General features: G+C 38.7%; 15 protein-coding genes. 3 read left to right on the top strand and 12 right to left on the bottom strand.

Annotated features, from left to right (window positions below):
* Positions 1–48: 48 nt before the first annotated feature.
* From ACLIBG_RS05305 to ACLIBG_RS05295, 3 genes are all read right to left on the bottom strand, one after another.
* On the bottom strand, positions 49–1131 hold the full coding sequence (locus tag ACLIBG_RS05305; protein WP_439311714.1) for a sugar ABC transporter substrate-binding protein: 1083 nt from the start codon (positions 1129–1131) through the stop codon (positions 49–51).
* A gap of 38 nt (positions 1132–1169) precedes the next feature.
* Positions 1170–1982 carry a sugar phosphate isomerase/epimerase family protein gene (locus ACLIBG_RS05300; RefSeq protein WP_439311713.1) on the bottom strand — a complete coding sequence of 271 codons (813 nt, stop codon included), beginning with the start codon at positions 1980–1982 and terminating at the stop codon, positions 1170–1172.
* 423 nt (positions 1983–2405) lie between these two features.
* A complete protein-coding gene (locus ACLIBG_RS05295; RefSeq protein ID WP_439311712.1) occupies positions 2406–3359 on the bottom strand; it encodes a carbohydrate kinase family protein in 954 nt (317 codons plus the stop codon).
* A gap of 343 nt (positions 3360–3702) precedes the next feature.
* On the opposite strand from ACLIBG_RS05295, the gene ACLIBG_RS05290 reads away from it, so the two are divergent.
* From ACLIBG_RS05290 to ACLIBG_RS05280, 3 genes are all read left to right on the top strand, one after another.
* Positions 3703–4731 (top strand): multicopper oxidase domain-containing protein, encoded by a 1029-nt coding sequence (locus tag ACLIBG_RS05290; protein WP_439311711.1) that lies wholly within the window; start codon positions 3703–3705, stop codon positions 4729–4731.
* A 485-nt stretch (positions 4732–5216) separates the two neighbouring features.
* A complete protein-coding gene (locus tag ACLIBG_RS05285) occupies positions 5217–6452 on the top strand; it encodes an MFS transporter (protein WP_439311710.1) in 1236 nt (411 codons plus the stop codon).
* Between the two features lie 128 nt (positions 6453–6580).
* Positions 6581–7642 (top strand): NAD(P)/FAD-dependent oxidoreductase, encoded by a 1062-nt coding sequence (locus ACLIBG_RS05280; RefSeq protein WP_439311709.1) that lies wholly within the window; start codon positions 6581–6583, stop codon positions 7640–7642.
* A gap of 307 nt (positions 7643–7949) precedes the next feature.
* Here the strand turns inward: ACLIBG_RS05280 and ACLIBG_RS05275 are convergent, their stop codons facing one another.
* From ACLIBG_RS05275 to ACLIBG_RS05235, 9 genes are all read right to left on the bottom strand, one after another.
* Entirely contained in the window at positions 7950–8933 is a 984-nt protein-coding gene (locus tag ACLIBG_RS05275; RefSeq protein WP_439311708.1) for a metallophosphoesterase, read from the bottom strand.
* A 27-nt stretch (positions 8934–8960) separates the two neighbouring features.
* Positions 8961–10757, bottom strand: a complete 1797-nt coding sequence (locus ACLIBG_RS05270; RefSeq protein WP_439311707.1) for an ABC transporter ATP-binding protein — start codon at positions 10755–10757, stop codon at positions 8961–8963.
* Positions 10754–11917 carry a nucleotidyltransferase domain-containing protein gene (locus ACLIBG_RS05265; RefSeq protein WP_439311706.1) on the bottom strand — a complete coding sequence of 388 codons (1164 nt, stop codon included), beginning with the start codon at positions 11915–11917 and terminating at the stop codon, positions 10754–10756. The genes ACLIBG_RS05270 and ACLIBG_RS05265 overlap by 4 nt, the downstream gene beginning before the upstream one ends.
* A complete protein-coding gene (locus ACLIBG_RS05260) occupies positions 11914–12378 on the bottom strand; it encodes a lasso peptide biosynthesis B2 protein (RefSeq protein ID WP_439311705.1) in 465 nt (154 codons plus the stop codon). Before ACLIBG_RS05260 ends, ACLIBG_RS05265 begins: the two co-directional genes overlap by 4 nt.
* A gap of 1 nt (position 12379) precedes the next feature.
* Complete coding sequence (locus tag ACLIBG_RS05255; RefSeq protein ID WP_439311704.1) at positions 12380–12676, bottom strand: lasso peptide biosynthesis PqqD family chaperone; 297 nt, start codon at positions 12674–12676, stop codon at positions 12380–12382.
* Positions 12642–13601, bottom strand: coding sequence for an aldolase (locus ACLIBG_RS05250; RefSeq protein ID WP_439311703.1), 960 nt, complete (start codon positions 13599–13601; stop codon positions 12642–12644). The genes ACLIBG_RS05255 and ACLIBG_RS05250 overlap by 35 nt, the downstream gene beginning before the upstream one ends.
* A gap of 75 nt (positions 13602–13676) precedes the next feature.
* On the bottom strand, positions 13677–13814 hold the full coding sequence (locus tag ACLIBG_RS05245; protein ID WP_439311702.1) for a paeninodin family lasso peptide: 138 nt from the start codon (positions 13812–13814) through the stop codon (positions 13677–13679).
* Between the two features lie 33 nt (positions 13815–13847).
* The gene (locus ACLIBG_RS05240; RefSeq protein ID WP_439311701.1) at positions 13848–14777 is read right to left on the bottom strand and encodes an aldolase; all 930 of its coding nucleotides are present in this window, start codon (positions 14775–14777) and stop codon (positions 13848–13850) included.
* A 185-nt stretch (positions 14778–14962) separates the two neighbouring features.
* Entirely contained in the window at positions 14963–15679 is a 717-nt protein-coding gene (locus ACLIBG_RS05235; RefSeq protein WP_439311700.1) for a metallophosphoesterase family protein, read from the bottom strand.

The following is a 15679-nucleotide window of genomic DNA, read 5'->3' as shown; positions in this document are numbered from 1 at the left end:
TATGTGACGTATCTTTTCATCACAAAAAGACACGTCACATTTCACACTTTACTCCAAGCCACCAATATAATTAACAGCCTTTTCATCCGCTTCCCAGCTAATCGCTGAATCTAATGTATCTTTTGTTACAGGGATAACCGGTAGAGCCATAAATTCTTCCGGCGTTTTACCATTTAGATGCTGATACAGGTTTTTAAAAGTAATTAATCCTTGCAAAGAAACCGGTGCTGACATTGTTGCTGTAATTTCGCCTCCATTAATCATATCAAGTCCATCTGGGCCACCGCCTGTCGAAACGATTGCCACTTCTTCATCCAGACCAGCTTCTACCAATGCATTCATTGCTCCTTTACCCATTTGCTCATTATTAGCAAAAATTACGTCAAATTCCTTCCCAGAATTAATAAAACTTTGAACTTCATTCATTGTTTTTTCCGTTGCCCAATCTCCATGAACCGTATCTACAATCGTTACTTTATCTCCTATTTCTTCCATGGCGCGATCAATACCTTCCTGATATGTCTCATAAACTCCGCCACCTTTTGCACCTGCTGCAAACAAGACTTTAGCTCCAGGATATGTTTCCGCTATATAATGAAATGCTTCTTCCCCAATAATGTCGTATTCAGCTGCAACCGTTGCAACGATATCTCCTGCATCATCCGATAGCTTCATATTTTCCACCGCAACAGGGATACCCGCATCATTTGCCATGCGCACTAATGTTGCTCCTTGTTCAGGTGATATCGGAAATATGGAAATACCATCAACATCTTTTTGAATTAATTCTTCCATTAATGTCACCGATTTTTCCAGATCGTTTTCTGCATCCAAAACGATGGTTTCAACTCCCATTTCTTCTCCGGCATACTCAAAAGCTTCTGCACCGTATTTGTTCCAAACGTCTTTCATATCATATGCAATATTTCCAAATACTAGATTTTCATTGCCGGGTTCCCCTGATTCTTCAGTTTCTGCCGATTTTTCAGTATTTTCTTCTGTCCCTGACGAATCTGCTTCTGCTTCTGCTTCTCCTCCTGTTTCGTCGTTACTACCGCAAGCAATAAGGCCGATTACTAATAACATGGCAAAACATATCCCAAAAAATTTTAATAGTGTGGTCTTTTTCATCATTGACCCTCCCGTATTCTTCATATTGTTTTTTCATTTTATTTGCTTAATAACTTTCGAACAGTTTGATATGAATAATCGACCGCTTCATGAACCTCTTCTAATTTTTGAGAGCCATCCATCGTAAATTCCACCTCAACACTAATTGGAGCTTTACAACCTTTATCTTTTAACATACTGAAAATTCTCTCCATATCGAGATAACCTTTTCCTATTGCCGGGAAGTTCAACTCATTATTTGATCCAAGCTTATCTTTTAAATGAATGTGCTTTACAGAGTCGATAGATTGTTCTAGATCGTCATAAGGCATGACATCACCGTAAAAAATAACATTGGCTGTATCATAAGCCGTTCCAAAATGTGATGAATTCACTTTTTCACCTAAAGCTTTTACAGCATTTCCAGTTGCATAGTTATTCCCGTGGGTTTCTACCACAAGCGTAAGCCCATTTTCTTCACACTTTTTTGATAGCGCTTTCAAAGTATTGACAACAACTTTCTCATCATCTATTTCTGTATCATCATCATGGGTTTCTCCGGTTGCTGTTACAATAAACTTACAGCCAAGTCGTTTTGCAAGATCAATGTTTTTCGAAAAGTTTTCTATTCCTTCTTCCGTCATAAGGTTACTATGACCGGCCAAAGCGATACATTCAATTCCATTTTCCTTTAATTTTTCTTTTACTTCTTTGAGCTCCTCATCCGACATTTCCGGCAAAACATGCTCTGTATATCCGCGGACGGCAGCCAATTCAATATAAGAGTATCCCGACCTTGCCGCACCTTCTATCGCTTCGTCAATTGTAAAACCGTGATAAGTGTTACTGTTAAGGCATAAGATATTCTCCATTTTAACCCCTCCTTAAAAAATCTTTCACAAAAATATATGCAATCCAAAATCAAAGTTATTTCGGTTCCTATTTGTCTTTATTTTTTATGTATACACCACCTTTAGAATTTTTTGAATTTAATGTTTGTTTGTAACATAATAATGCAATACATGTTATTTGTCAATGCTATTTAGAAAAGTATATTCTTTGTTTTGTAGTTAAATAATCTTAACTATCACTTTCATAATCAGCACGAGACGCATAATCATTTCAATGTTTGATTGAAACATATGCTTTAATATTAAATGCTTTTAATTAGCATTTATAAAAAATGATTACATTAAATTCTTCGACAAAAATTAAGAGCTGTTATCAACAACCTTTGATACCAGCCCCTTCGCTACACATAAGTTTTTAAGCCATTAACTTAAGTTTGTACAGATTTATAATTTTTCCACAAACTTCTCCACCTCTTCCAATGTTGGCAGAGCTGTCATTGCACCTTTTTTTGATGTGACTAATCCACCCGACACAGTAGCAAATTTTGCAATTTGCACGATGTCTTCAATAGATATTTCATTAACATTCTCATAGGTCTTATTAATCAAGTACAGTACCCCCGCCATAAAACCATCTCCAGCACCTGTAGTATCAACTGCTTGTACCTTCATGGCAGGGATAAATTTGCACATATTTTCTTTACACGCATACACACCTTCTGAGCCGCACGTTATAAAAATAATTGGAATATTGTAATCTTGGAGTTTTTCTATACCTTTATTTATTTTTTCTTCACTTGTCACAAATTTCAACTCTTCGTCAGACAACTTTAAAATATCAACCTTTCTAAACATAGACAAAATTGTTTCTCTAGCAGTCTCATCTGATTCCCACAAGACTGTTCGTAAATTGGGATCATATGATATAATCATTTTATATTTTTCAGCTAATTCAACAGCATAATAAGTCGCTTTTTTAGCCGGTTGATCGATCATTGAAATAGAACCGAAGTGTAACAGTTTATGACTTGTGAAATCTTCCACATCAATTTCTTTATTCTCCAAATAACGATCAGCACTTGGGTTAATAAAAAACTCAAAACTTCTTTCCCCATCCGGATGATTTGTGACAAGCGTAAACCCTGTTTTGGCACGTAATGTTGATTGAATTAGATCAATTCGCACACCGTATTCTTTAAGCGTTAATGTCAAAAATGCTCCTAAACTATCTTGACCCACTTTTCCTAAAAAAGTTGATCTGCCTCCTAATCTTGCAACACCTACAGCTACATTGGCCGGAGCGCCACCAGGGCTTTTTTGGTATACCAAATTAAATTCATCTGTCGGAATAAAATCAATTAAAGCTTCTCCCATTGAAATGACACCACTTCTGCCCATCTTTTTCCCTCCTTCGAATCTAAGTTCTCCCTTTATTAAAATTTTCTTACTTTTTAGTGTACACGAATATAATTTAAAAACAATATGCTCATCTTTTCACAAAAAGGGAAAGTCAAATTATTCCCTTGGAAACAAATTATACTCAATCTACACTATAGGGACCTTATATGAATTCCGATTAGCATTCACTGTTTGTTCATAATTGAGGTCAATTTTGTGATCTAAATCACAAGCGATATATATTGAATACCCTATACTATAAGTGAGGTTAAGAAAGACCTCTACCAAACACAATAAGGCCCTTATTAAATTAAAAAATAAATATCCAGAGAGGTGAGCAAGCATGTTTAAAAAAATTACATTTCGCGCAACTGTTGGAATAAGTGCTGCCGTCCTGTTGCTCTCTGCCTGTGGTACAACCCAACTGGAACAAACCGAACCAAATGAATTGCAATCTGATCAAAAAGTACATGCAGAAACAGAAGTTATAAAACCTCACCAAGACTTAAATCAAGATCCAATTCCACTTAAAATAGAACGTGATGGAAAAGATGTTTATATAGAAATGACGACACAAATAACTGATATTGAAATTGAACCAGGTTATAAGTACAAAGCGTGGACCTTTAACGGGGAAGCTCCTGGACCGCTCATTGTTGTAGAAGAAGGAGATAATCTACACTTTACGCTCGACAATATGGATCCGGCGATTCCACACAGTATCGATTTACACGCCGTTCATACGAACCCTGACATTGGATTTGCTGATGTTGCACCAAATGAGGATGGAACGTTTTCTTTTCCAACATCTACACCAGGCGTATTTATGTATCATTGTGCAACCGATCCAGTATTATCTCATATAGCTAACGGAATGCACGGCGTTATCATCGTAAAACCGAAAGACGGATTCCCTACTGATAATGAAATTGATCAAGAATATGTCGTTATTCAAAACGAATGGTATAAATACAATGATTTGGATAATATGACAAATGGAGTTCCTAGCCAAGTCGTCTTCTCTGCTAAAGCCTTGCATGAAGGACAACCAAATACAAACGGAACGGTCACTGCGTTGAAGGATGAGCCATTGAAAGCAAAAGCCGGTGATAAAATACGGCTTTATATAAATAATGTCGGTCCGAACGAAGTAAGCTCTTTCCACGTCGTTGGTACGATTATGGAGGACGTTTATCTCGATGGAAATCCAGCGAACCACTTTGAAGGAATGCAGACCGTCATGTTGCCAGCAAGTGGTGGAGCAGTTGTAGAATTCACACTAAATGAAGAAGGCACCTATCCATTTGTTACGCATCAATTCAATCATGCGACAAAAGGGGCAGTTGGAACCATAGAAGTTACAGCTGAATAACGTACCATTTAACACCTCCATCTGTTAATAATTAAGGTTAGTTTCAGAAAAAACGCTCATAACTTGAGCGTTTTTTGGTGTAATAAGTTACTATTCTTGTTATCCTATTTAATCGTTTTCGAGGTACTATTTAGTAAAAGATATACTTTCTATGATCAGCCTGGGCACCCTTTATTATACTATGCACTTATAACCCTTCTATGTTAATTCCACGAGACTACTGTTTATAGGCATTTTTAAAACTTTTCATCTTTCTTCATCTAAGTAGATAGGTTCCTCTTTATATCACGATGTATTTCAGATTGTAAGATGCACTCCTACATTTAAAAAGCCATTGCACAAAAGAACGAGTATATGTGTTTATTTTATTAAACACACATCCGTTTCCGAGCGTTTATACATGCGTTGTCAATGAAATTATGGTATCTTTCATAAAAGAACAACAATTCAATTATGCGAGAAAGAAATAGAGAGAAGGTAATTATTTGAGTAAGCCAGCAAGCATCCTATCCAAACAAAGGCCGGAAAGCAAAACAATCTATTCTATTTTACTTATCATAGGTCTTTGTCACTTGTTAAACGACTCCATACAAGCTGTTATCCCAGCAATGTTCCCTATATTAGAAAAATCACTGGGATTAAGTTTTACACAGCTTGGGCTCATTGCTTTTACTGTAAATATGGTCTCATCTGTCATGCAGCCTGCTGTAGGAATGTACACCGATAAACGCCCAATGCCATATGCGCTTCCGATTGGTCTTATGTCCAGCATGTTTGGCATGCTCGGATTAGCGCTTGCTCCTAATTTCTGGACAATCCTCATTAGCGTTATTTTTATTGGCTTAGGATCTGCAATTTTTCATCCCGAAGGTTCCCGCGTTGCATTTTTAGCGGCGGGAACAAGGAGAGGTTTAGCTCAATCCATATATCAAGTTGGCGGCAATAGTGGTCAGGCGCTCGCACCGATTATTACTGCCTTAATTCTCGTTCCATTAGGACAAATAGGAGCGATTTGGTTCACATTTATTGCTTTTTTAGCGGTTCTATTTCTTACTTATATTGCAAAATGGTATAAAGAGCAAATCGCCGCTTACACCAAAACCAAATCAACTTCCAAAGCTTCCGGTCAAAAAGATGCCGGAGTATCCAAGGCGATTAAAAATGCTGTCATTGTTCTTGTATTTATTGTTTTTGCTCGTTCTTGGTATCATAGTGCCATTTCCAATTTTTATGCATTCTATGCGATTGACGGTTATGGACTGTCCATCGCCCAAGCACAAATTTATATTTTCACCTTTTTATTTATGGGGGCATTGGGAACGTTTTTGGGCGGTCCGCTTGCAGATCGATTTGGAAAGCGAAATATCATTATTACTTCTTTATTAATACCGGCGCCACTTGCGATTTTGTTGCCTTATGCCGGTCCTATAATCGCGTTACTCGTGCTCGGTTTAATCGGTTTTTTATTGTTATCCAGTTTTTCTGTTGCAGTCGTGTATGCACAAGAATTAATTCCGGGAAAAATTGGGACGATGTCCGGCTTAATTATCGGGTTGGCATTTGGAATGGGTGCGGTTGGATCTGTTGCACTCGGTTCACTTATTGATTGGTTCGGGCTAACTCCTACAATGCTGGTGATTTCCTTTTTGCCTTTGCTCGGTTTGTTATCTTTTCTACTGCCTTCTGATGAAAAGATCAGCAATTGGTACGCCACCAACTAGTCTTATCTTCATTCGCGCAAAATTGCTAGAGTTATTATTCATTTTTTGTTACGCTTAGTGCAAAGCGTAAACTACCTCGAACGGATTGAGGAGTTTTAAAATATGTCTATGAAAAGCGGGGTCATCTGATGAAAAGATTAGTAATACTGGGCGGCGGTTATGGTGGGATCAAATTGTTGTATGGATTAATAAACCAACATTTGCCCGAAGATTTGGAAATTATTGTTGTTGATAAGAATCCATATCATTCGATGAAAACGGAATTTTATACCATTGTAGCCGGAACTTCTGCGGATACAGATGTACGTTCAGCTTTCCCAACCAATGATCATGTAAAATATGTCTTCGCAGAAGTGAATGCCATTGATATAGAAAACCAACAATTAACCTTTAAAGATAAAAGCGATCCTGTTACCTACGATTATTTAGTCATAGGAATCGGATGCGAAGATAATTACCATGGAATAGAAGGAGCAGAAGCGTTCACAGAAAGTGTGCAAACCTTCTCAAAGGCCCGACATGCCGGGCTTGCCGTTGGAAATCTAAAAGCTTATGGTAAGGTATCTATTGTCGGGGCAGGGTTAAGCGGTATTGAGGTTGCTTCTGAAGTCAGAGAAAGCCGTCCAGATTTAAATATTCGACTACTTGATCGCGGGGCTTCTGTTCTAAGCGCTTTTGATCCAAAAGTACAAGCTTATGTTGCAGATTGGTTCATTCGAAATGATGTAGATGTTCTGCATCACGCTAATGTGGAATATGTAGAAAAAGATGGGGTTTGCAACAATGGTGTATGTTATGTAAATGATGTCACAATATGGACTGCAGGCGTTCAGCCGCATCATCTCGTTCGTGAATTGCCATTTGAAAAAGATGAGCAAGAAAAAATTGTAGTCAATAACTTTTACCAAGTCCCGACTCAACCGAATGTGTACGTCATCGGAGATTGCGCATCCTCTGAGTTTTCTCCAAGTGGGCAATTAGCGGGACAGCAGGGAGAACAGCTTGCAGAAGTTCTTCATGATATTTTCCATAACAAAGAGCCAAAAAAGCCAAAGGAGATCCGACTCCGAGGTACTTTAGGTTCATTAGGGAAATCGGACGGATTTGGAAGCATGTTCCAAAAATCTTTAACTGGACTATTACCACGCCTTGCAAAGTCAGGCGTACTCTGGCTGCATAAACGGCATTAGAAAAAGAAAAGCGCAAGCGCCCTGGTCAGCCGCAGGCATAGCTTAAGCAAGAAATCGTAGTGGCGGTTATTGCCACGAAGAGTTTTTGCTTAAGACCTCGAGGGGCTGGGCGCTTAAGCTAGACAGCTATGAACAAAATTTTATATTTTATGACCTTTAAATAACCCTATCGGCACACATTCTGTGATGCCGACTTTTCATTTGCACACAGAAACTCTCCTATATTTCGTTCGAAGCTTTACTTTCTTAGAAGCTTCAGTTTGCAAGTAATAGTATGAGACTTTTTAAGAAGTTAAAACTTGTACCATCATTTTCGTTTCAACGTTAAGATGTTAATTTCAGGTGGATTGAATAATCGAAATTTCAAAAACGGAATCGCTTCGCTCGTACCAAGGCCAGCACTGACATATTGCTGTGTTTCCCCTACTTCCCATAATCCTTGCACACGATCCTGCGGTGGAAAAAAGCTGTTCGGTTCGTACCACGGATCAGGAATAAACATGGCTCCTAAAAAGGGGAGACGGATTTGTCCCCCGTGGTAATGACCAGCAAGGATGACATCAAAATCGCGCCAAATTGTTTTTGAATCATTTTTAATATAGTCATAACGAATATCCGAAATTGGGTAGTGGGTCAGCCCAATGAATACATCCTTTTCTCCAGCTTGTTCAAAAACGGCCGTCTTTGCCCAGTTTTTTCTCTCATGACTTTTGTACGCTTCTGTCTTCATATAGTCTTTATAATCAACCCCATTAATCGTGCTAACATAATCCTTTTTCTTCACTAGGGATAATTCCACATTCGCAAAATGAACACGCGCATCTCCTTGTTCAACAGTCAAGACAGATTCTACAAACTGCACTCCTCTTTTTTCCAATTCTTTGATAAAGAAACTCTTTTCCAAAACAGGGCTTACGTCATAGCTTGGCGGATCATCATTTCCAAGTACAAAGAAACGGTTGTCCTGATGATCAAGTTGGTCGAGCAAAATAAAAAAAGGCACGTCTTCTTCTAACTTTTCCGCATCGTCAACCATATCTCCCGTAAACACAATCGCATCAAAATCAAGTGAATTAATGACGTTTGCCAATCTGTGCTGGTTTTTCCCAAACATTTTATCGTGCAGATCACTGACTTGCAGGATTGTGTAATCATCCAGCGCGTCCGGTAAATTTTCCAGAACAATCGCTTGTTCCCGAACTGTGATCCGTTCATTGTCCCAAAACATAAATACAAATAGACATACTAGGGCAACGATTAAGACAACAAAGCCTTTTTTTATTTTACTCACCGAAAATCCTCCACCTTGTTACACGATTTATCTCGTTGCACCGATTTGGTTATGCAGCAAATGCCGAAAGACACCTTGACGATCTTTGGACAATTGGGAAAAACCCCCGTTTTGAATGACATTCCCCTGATCTAATACGATAACCTGGTCTGCATGCTGGATTGTTGATAACCGATGTGCAATAACAACGATTGTCATCTTCCCTTTCAAGCCCTCCAGCGCCGCTTGGATTCTTGCCTCATTATCCGTATCAAGCGAGCTTGTTGCTTCATCAAGTATAAGAATAGATGGTTTGCGCAGAATGGCTCGTGCAAGAACAAGTCGCTGTCGTTCTCCACCTGAGAGTTTCATTCCTCTATCTCCGACTAGCGTATCTAATCCTTGGGGAAGATTGCGTACAAATTCAGCTGCAGACGAAAATTCCAGCGCTTTCCACATCTCTTTTTCATCTGCTTCCTCCATCACAAGCTGCAAGTTTTCCCTAATCGTTGCATTAAATAAAAAGGGATCTTGTGGAACATAGCTGACTGCTCGGCGCCACGCAATGAGATTTCTTCTCTCCAAAGGTGCTCCATCAATTAGTATGTGTCCGTCCTCCGGTTCATTCAACCCCATTAATATATCAATAAGTGTGCTTTTACCGGCACCCGATTTGCCGACGACTGCCGTCATTTCATTAGCACGAATAACAAGATTGATATTATTTAATGCATATGAGGGGCGCTTTTTATCGTAACGAAAAGACAAGCGTTGGCATCTGATTGACTCGTTAAGTTTGTAAACTCCCGAATCTCTAATGACTGATTCATCGAGTTCCTTTGCACGCTTACTATCCATTTGTAATTGTTTTACGGCTTCAAAAGCCGGCACGGTTGTGGCGATTTTTTCAACCGATGCTTGAATATCGGCTATCGTCGGCCATAACCTAGAGAAAATAACAACAATGAGTAACAATTGAGCACCCTCTGTTTGAAACAGTTGAACAGCTATATAAATAAAAACAGCAATTAAAATGGCAGATGCTATTTTATAATATAATTGCGAAGTTGTTCGTAACTTGGTATAGTTCACTTGTTCATTTTGCATTTTTTCGGTAATGGACATAAACCAGTTCATTCGAGACGCTTCCAGTGTGTTACTCTTTACATCTTTCATACCGTTGATTTGTTCACTAACACCGGCTACATAATCTTTTCCAAGCGTATAGTTTCTTCTTCCTAATGCAAGTGACTTTTTAAAAAACTTCCGATTAAAAATGAGCAAGATCGTTCCACAACATAAAACAAGTGCAGTAATTTTTGCGGATAGGAAAAATGCCAGACCAACTTGTATCATTGTAAAAATAAAAGAAGAAAAAAATTGCAGTAATGAATTAATTCCTGATGTTGTACGGGATATTTCCGTACGTAGTAAGTTAACGATATCTGATTTTCGTCTTTTAATAAAAAAATCCCAATTGGAATAAAGAACGGATTGATATGTCTCAGTCCGAATATGTCTTAAGAAGCCTTGATGAATGATCGTATTACGAATTGACATTTGTCTATAAAGCAAATGCTGACCAATGACTAAGATGACAAATCCACTTAAAATAATAGGCAATCCCGTCGAAATCGGAAGTTCCTTTAAAAACTGAAAATAATGCATAAAAGGAATACCGTCCAAGTTCACATCAACGATTCCAGTTATACTAATCATAGGTACGAGCAATAAAATAATGCCACCTTCCAAAAAGCCCATCAGCATCATTCCAAAGAGATTAAAATACATTCTTTTACCCGCGTATTTATGGATTTTCTTTAAAAAGTAACCAATTGCTGTCATACCGAGTCCGCTCCTTGCGTAACTGCATTTTTCTTCAGTTTTCGCCCCAACGCTAAAAAAGGTCGTAATCCAAAATATAAAAAGTGAAATCCATTTGGTAAAGGCAATGTTTCCTTGTCTTCCGGATACGGGTATAAAAAGCTTAATAAAAAAAGCACCTTTTGCTTGAATGACATGTTCGAAAATAGGTAAGAGGCGTGATAGTCTGACACTTTTTCTGGAATAGGATAATGGTGTAAATTGATCATTGACTCTAAGTAAAAAACAGTTGACTGGGCAAGTTGGTGAGAGCGAGGATGCAATTTCATGGATTGTTCACTGGTTGAAAATAATACATTCATCAAATAAAGTGCTTGGCCACCAATCTTAATAGCATCATATTTTTTAAGCAGCTTGGAAATAGTTTGCCAATCCGGCTTTCGTTCGACCAACTGCCCTATATCGTAAAGCCAGCGGAGACGCGACCACCCATGACGTGCACCATGCATAATGAGAAATAAAAACAAATATTCTTCGTTTAATGTATAAACAGATGACCCGAACATGTTGATATTGCACCGGTTTTCCCATAATTCTGTGAAGCTAGGTTCCTTGGACGGTCCTGGATTTAATCTCCAATGAACTTCCACTTTTTTATTCTCTTCCGCGTGAAAATATGTAACATGATGGTGTCGCCACTTCCAATCACCAAGCACCGTTTCGATATAATCATGCTTTTCATACCCATTTTCGACAAGTGCCTTTTCAGCAATTGCTAGCTTGTCAATCGGAATGAGTACGTCAATATCGCTCGATGTTCGGTTGGAGATTTCTCCGTACAATTGCTGTGCCAGTACTGGGCCTTTCATAAATAGTACACGGATATGATGACCTGTAAATATGCGGTTTATTTGTTCGATATCCGCACACATAGATAGCATCTGAAATGTATTTTTTTCATAGAGACGCTTCATGGAATGTTTGACATAATTAGGGACATAGTCAATATTTTTTATTTTAGGGTATAAAAGTGGAAATATACGATGGTGTTTTACTTGCTTTAAAAAAGCTTTCCAATCAAGCGATTCAAATGTGTATCCATCAATTTCAGGCTCCGCAAGCAATGTTAAAATATACTTCAATTCTGATGGAACACGTTCCAATTTCAATGTTTTATTCATCCCTTTTCAACTCCATTTGGCTCTTTTGCGAACATTGCTACTGTTGTAAACGTTTCTCTACCTTCTCCACCAGTTATATAATAAGGACCGCTCCGTAACCAAGCATGGGCCGTTAGCTCTCCCGTTTCATCTTTCCCTGTTCCGAGATAAAGGGTACTCGCTATATTTCGCCGATGAATCATCATTTGAGCTGCAATCGCCCGTACCAAACATTCACTTTCCCAAAAGGTATATCGACACATCATGTGAATGGACTCCGATATAACGGAAAGTTGTTCTTTTTCCCTTTGATGAACAGTTAAGCCTGTTTCCACCGACCTTTCCCCTAATAATGATGCTGTGCGTGACAAAGGGAACAGCTTAATGATCCGTGCCAAGGCAAGACAAAAGTAAGCTTCAACTAAAGTAAGCTTTCTTTTCCAATCCAATAATAAAAAAAGCTTCATTTTATTAGCTACCATATTAAACAGGACTCTCTTCCAGATGGATAAGGTTTTCCTCCAACAAGTGGTTTAAAAAGGTCATCACTTCTTTTTCACACACGTCTGTTTCCACTTCGTATAAGGATTGCAATCGATCTATCAGTGCCTGAATACTTATGGAATGTTCCATCTGTTCCCAGATAACGCCACCTATTGCACCAAGGTTATAATACTTATTATTGGCGATACTGAGCATGACCTTTTCACCGTCCATGTCACTAACAACATTTCCGTCTACTTGGCTAACGAATTGATGGAGCAATAAATTGTTCTTCATTTTCTCGTTCTCCTCCTGTTTTTATATGATGAAGCACAATATCAGCTAATTCATAAGGGGTAAATCGATTAGTTGGCCTTTTTATCTGATGAATGGTTATTTGGTTCGACAATTTTGACATCGCTTCAAAATGCCATTCAATTAGATCATATTGGAACAAGATCGACTTTCGGAATGTATGTTTATAAAGCAGCCTCAACCGTTCAAATTTATTAACAGGATTCCAGTCAATCGACGGCTCTTCTGTTTTAACGAGTTCGATAATGCCATGAAGGGGTAAAGGCTGATTTACAAATTGCTGATTTACCGGAATAGCATATTTCCTTCCATTACGGACAAGTGGTTGATAATGATTAGTATCCAGTTCATAGTTATGCAGACTCTCTTCCCACAATTTCTGATGTGGAAAAGCAGGCGTTATGACCGGTGTATTCGCCTCCGTAAATGTAATTGGCAGAAGATCATCCGAAATTAAGCGAAACCCTTTTTGCAAGAAGGCGGAAGCAATGGTTGATTTCCCTGCACCGGATCGTCCTACAATGCCATAAGCTTTTCCGTCGATTTCAATCGCACTGCCATGCATGGGTAGAATCTGACGTTGAATTAGAACAGCTGCCATACAAGAGCTGAGCAAATAAATCCGAATACGGTCTTCTTCCGCATCCATGAGCGGCGTAACGCAAATACGCTTCCCGTCTTCAATAGAATAAATAGCAAGTCCCGGAACTTCAAAATAACAAATGTTATCGTGAACAAGAAACCGTTTTTCATCTTGTTTTACTTTTTCCCATACAGATGTTAAATTCCTTTTTTCGATCACTAGATCAACCGTGCTTCTGTTTTCTGCAGCTACAAGTTCCGGCAAATAAAATTCACTCGCAATCGTTAAACCAAATGCTTTGTATATGTACGGACCGTTTCCCACTTCGATCCCCCCTATTTTACAAAGCCGCCTTAGAACCTAAGACGGCTTATGTAGTTCTAATTGTAACCTCGAACTTTAGCTTCCCATCCCGTCGCCATCCGAATCCCAAGAATCGCCACTGCTGTCACTATCACCGCCCATAATTGATACATTAAACTTCGTCATTTTCATCTCTAATGTATCGAGGGTTGGTTTTTCCCATGTCTTTTTCACTAAAATCACCTCCTTTACCTTTCTGTTTTTCACTTACTCACTCACTTCTTCCAGAATACAATCAGCCAATTCATATGCAGTGAACCGCGCTGTTGGTCGATGTAATTGATAGACGTTTACCTGACTTGCTAGTTTTGTCGTATACTGAAAGTGCCATGCTGACAGATTTAATCGATTTACTAAGAACGAACGATATGTATGTCGGAATAGCAAATGCAATGCGTTCAAACTTGAATGAACAGGACTCATTTCGATAGCATTGTTATCTATTTTGGTTAACTCGAAGACGCCAGCCAAAGGTACAGCAATCTCCGCAAAATTATCCTCAACCCGTACAGTATATTTATCCTGTCGATTGAAAATAGGAAGACAATCCTCCTTCTCCATACCAAAGGCTTCCATACTGTTCAGCCACATTTTTTGTTGTGGATATGCTGGGTGGACGATTGGAACATGTTCTTCTGAGAATGTAACAGGTATGACGTCATCACTGAGCAATGGATGCCCTTTTTCCATAAATGCAGCTGCCAGCGTTGATTTTCCCGCTCCTGAATCGCCTACAATTGCATACGCTTTGCTATCTATTACGACTGCACTTCCATGCAGCGGGAGAACTTTTCTTTGCAGAAGGATCACGCCCATGCACGTACCGAGTATAAAAAAGCGAACTTTATCTTCATCCGTTCCATCCATTGGAGACACGAATATTTCTGTTCCATTCTTTATTAAATAAATAGCGACACCGGGGGCGCGGAACATAACAAAGTCTTCGTGATAAACAAATATATCATTCGGCTTTGCCCATTCTTTCCATAAGGAGCGTAAATCCGCTTGGATGATAAACACATCTGATAGTGGAACGTTCGTTTGTACATCCGGAAGTTGTGGAAAGTGAAAGTCCCCCGTCAGTGTCAATCCAAAGGCTTTATAAACTGTTTTCATTTTTCTTTCAAGCTGTACCATGGACATCACCTCCCCCCGGTTCGTCGTACATGTTCCATATGCTGAATAAAAGGTTTAATATAATCGTTCTTTATATAGAACTATAAATCCAAAAAAATATGCAGATTCAATTATGTGCTTAATAAAGAACGACTTATTATTAATATGAACGAAAACTTTCTAAATGTCAATACTTATTTTACCTTTTAAGCACCCGCATTTTTTAACAATTGGATGAGGGTATGTTTACTCGGATAATCTGATTTTTTAATTTGTGATATTACACCTTGGACATCATAAGTAACCCTATTAATGGAAGCCGTTATCGAATTATCTTCGACTTTAACCAATGCATAAGATGCTTTATCCATCCCATCAAAAGGCAAGCCAACACTTCCTGTATTCACCACGCACTTTCCATCTGTATAACGAACATACGGTTTATGAATGTGCCCATAAATACACATATCGGCATTTGGTCTAGTGAATTTTTCATTTAATTCTTGATTCGTTGCATCTGGTAATACGATATCGAACAAGCTGTCAGGTGTTGCATGAAAAGCGTGTATCCTGAACCCGTTAGCTTCTATGTTCAACTCTGTCGGCAAATTTTTTAAATACGTCATATTTTCTTCGTCTAATTTGGAAGTGGACCACTTCAGCTCCTGCGTCATTCCCTCAAGTGCTTCATCCGGAACTTCCCCAGCGTTTATTCCTCTAACCAACCACTCTTCCGCATTCCCTTTAATAACGTGCGCATGAAGAGATCGAATTAACTCAAGGGATCTTAGGGGATCCACACCTCGAAAACAAATATCGCCCAATACAGCAATTTGATCTACCTGTTTCTTTTCAATGTCGGCCAATACAGCTTCTAAAGCCGTTGCATTACCATGTATATCCGCAATAAAGGCAATGTTCAT

The sequence above is a fragment of the Virgibacillus sp. W0181 genome, assembly GCF_051846915.1.
Classification (GTDB): Bacteria; Bacillota; Bacilli; order Bacillales; family Amphibacillaceae; genus JBPYCR01.
Note: the sequence above shows the minus strand (reverse complement) of the source record. Positions and strands in the feature narration are given on the sequence as shown.

What these genes read in the sequence shown, in the direction of transcription:
- ACLIBG_RS05300 (WP_439311713.1), bottom strand. Translation starts at nt 1,982, where the DNA reads ATGGAGAATATCTTATGCCTTAACAGTAACACTTATCACGGTTTTACA.
- ACLIBG_RS05255 (WP_439311704.1), bottom strand. Translation starts at nt 12,676, where the DNA reads ATGAAGAACAATTTATTGCTCCATCAATTCGTTAGCCAAGTAGACGGA.
- ACLIBG_RS05305 (WP_439311714.1), bottom strand. Translation starts at nt 1,131, where the DNA reads ATGAAAAAGACCACACTATTAAAATTTTTTGGGATATGTTTTGCCATG.
- ACLIBG_RS05260 (WP_439311705.1), bottom strand. Translation starts at nt 12,378, where the DNA reads ATGGTAGCTAATAAAATGAAGCTTTTTTTATTATTGGATTGGAAAAGA.
- ACLIBG_RS05295 (WP_439311712.1), bottom strand. Translation starts at nt 3,359, where the DNA reads ATGGGCAGAAGTGGTGTCATTTCAATGGGAGAAGCTTTAATTGATTTT.
- ACLIBG_RS05235 (WP_439311700.1), bottom strand. Translation starts at nt 15,679, where the DNA reads ATGAACATTGCCTTTATTGCGGATATACATGGTAATGCAACGGCTTTA.
- ACLIBG_RS05240 (WP_439311701.1), bottom strand. Translation starts at nt 14,777, where the DNA reads ATGGTACAGCTTGAAAGAAAAATGAAAACAGTTTATAAAGCCTTTGGA.
- ACLIBG_RS05280 (WP_439311709.1), top strand. Translation starts at nt 6,581, where the DNA reads ATGAAAAGATTAGTAATACTGGGCGGCGGTTATGGTGGGATCAAATTG.
- ACLIBG_RS05270 (WP_439311707.1), bottom strand. Translation starts at nt 10,757, where the DNA reads ATGACAGCAATTGGTTACTTTTTAAAGAAAATCCATAAATACGCGGGT.
- ACLIBG_RS05265 (WP_439311706.1), bottom strand. Translation starts at nt 11,917, where the DNA reads ATGAATAAAACATTGAAATTGGAACGTGTTCCATCAGAATTGAAGTAT.
- ACLIBG_RS05290 (WP_439311711.1), top strand. Translation starts at nt 3,703, where the DNA reads ATGTTTAAAAAAATTACATTTCGCGCAACTGTTGGAATAAGTGCTGCC.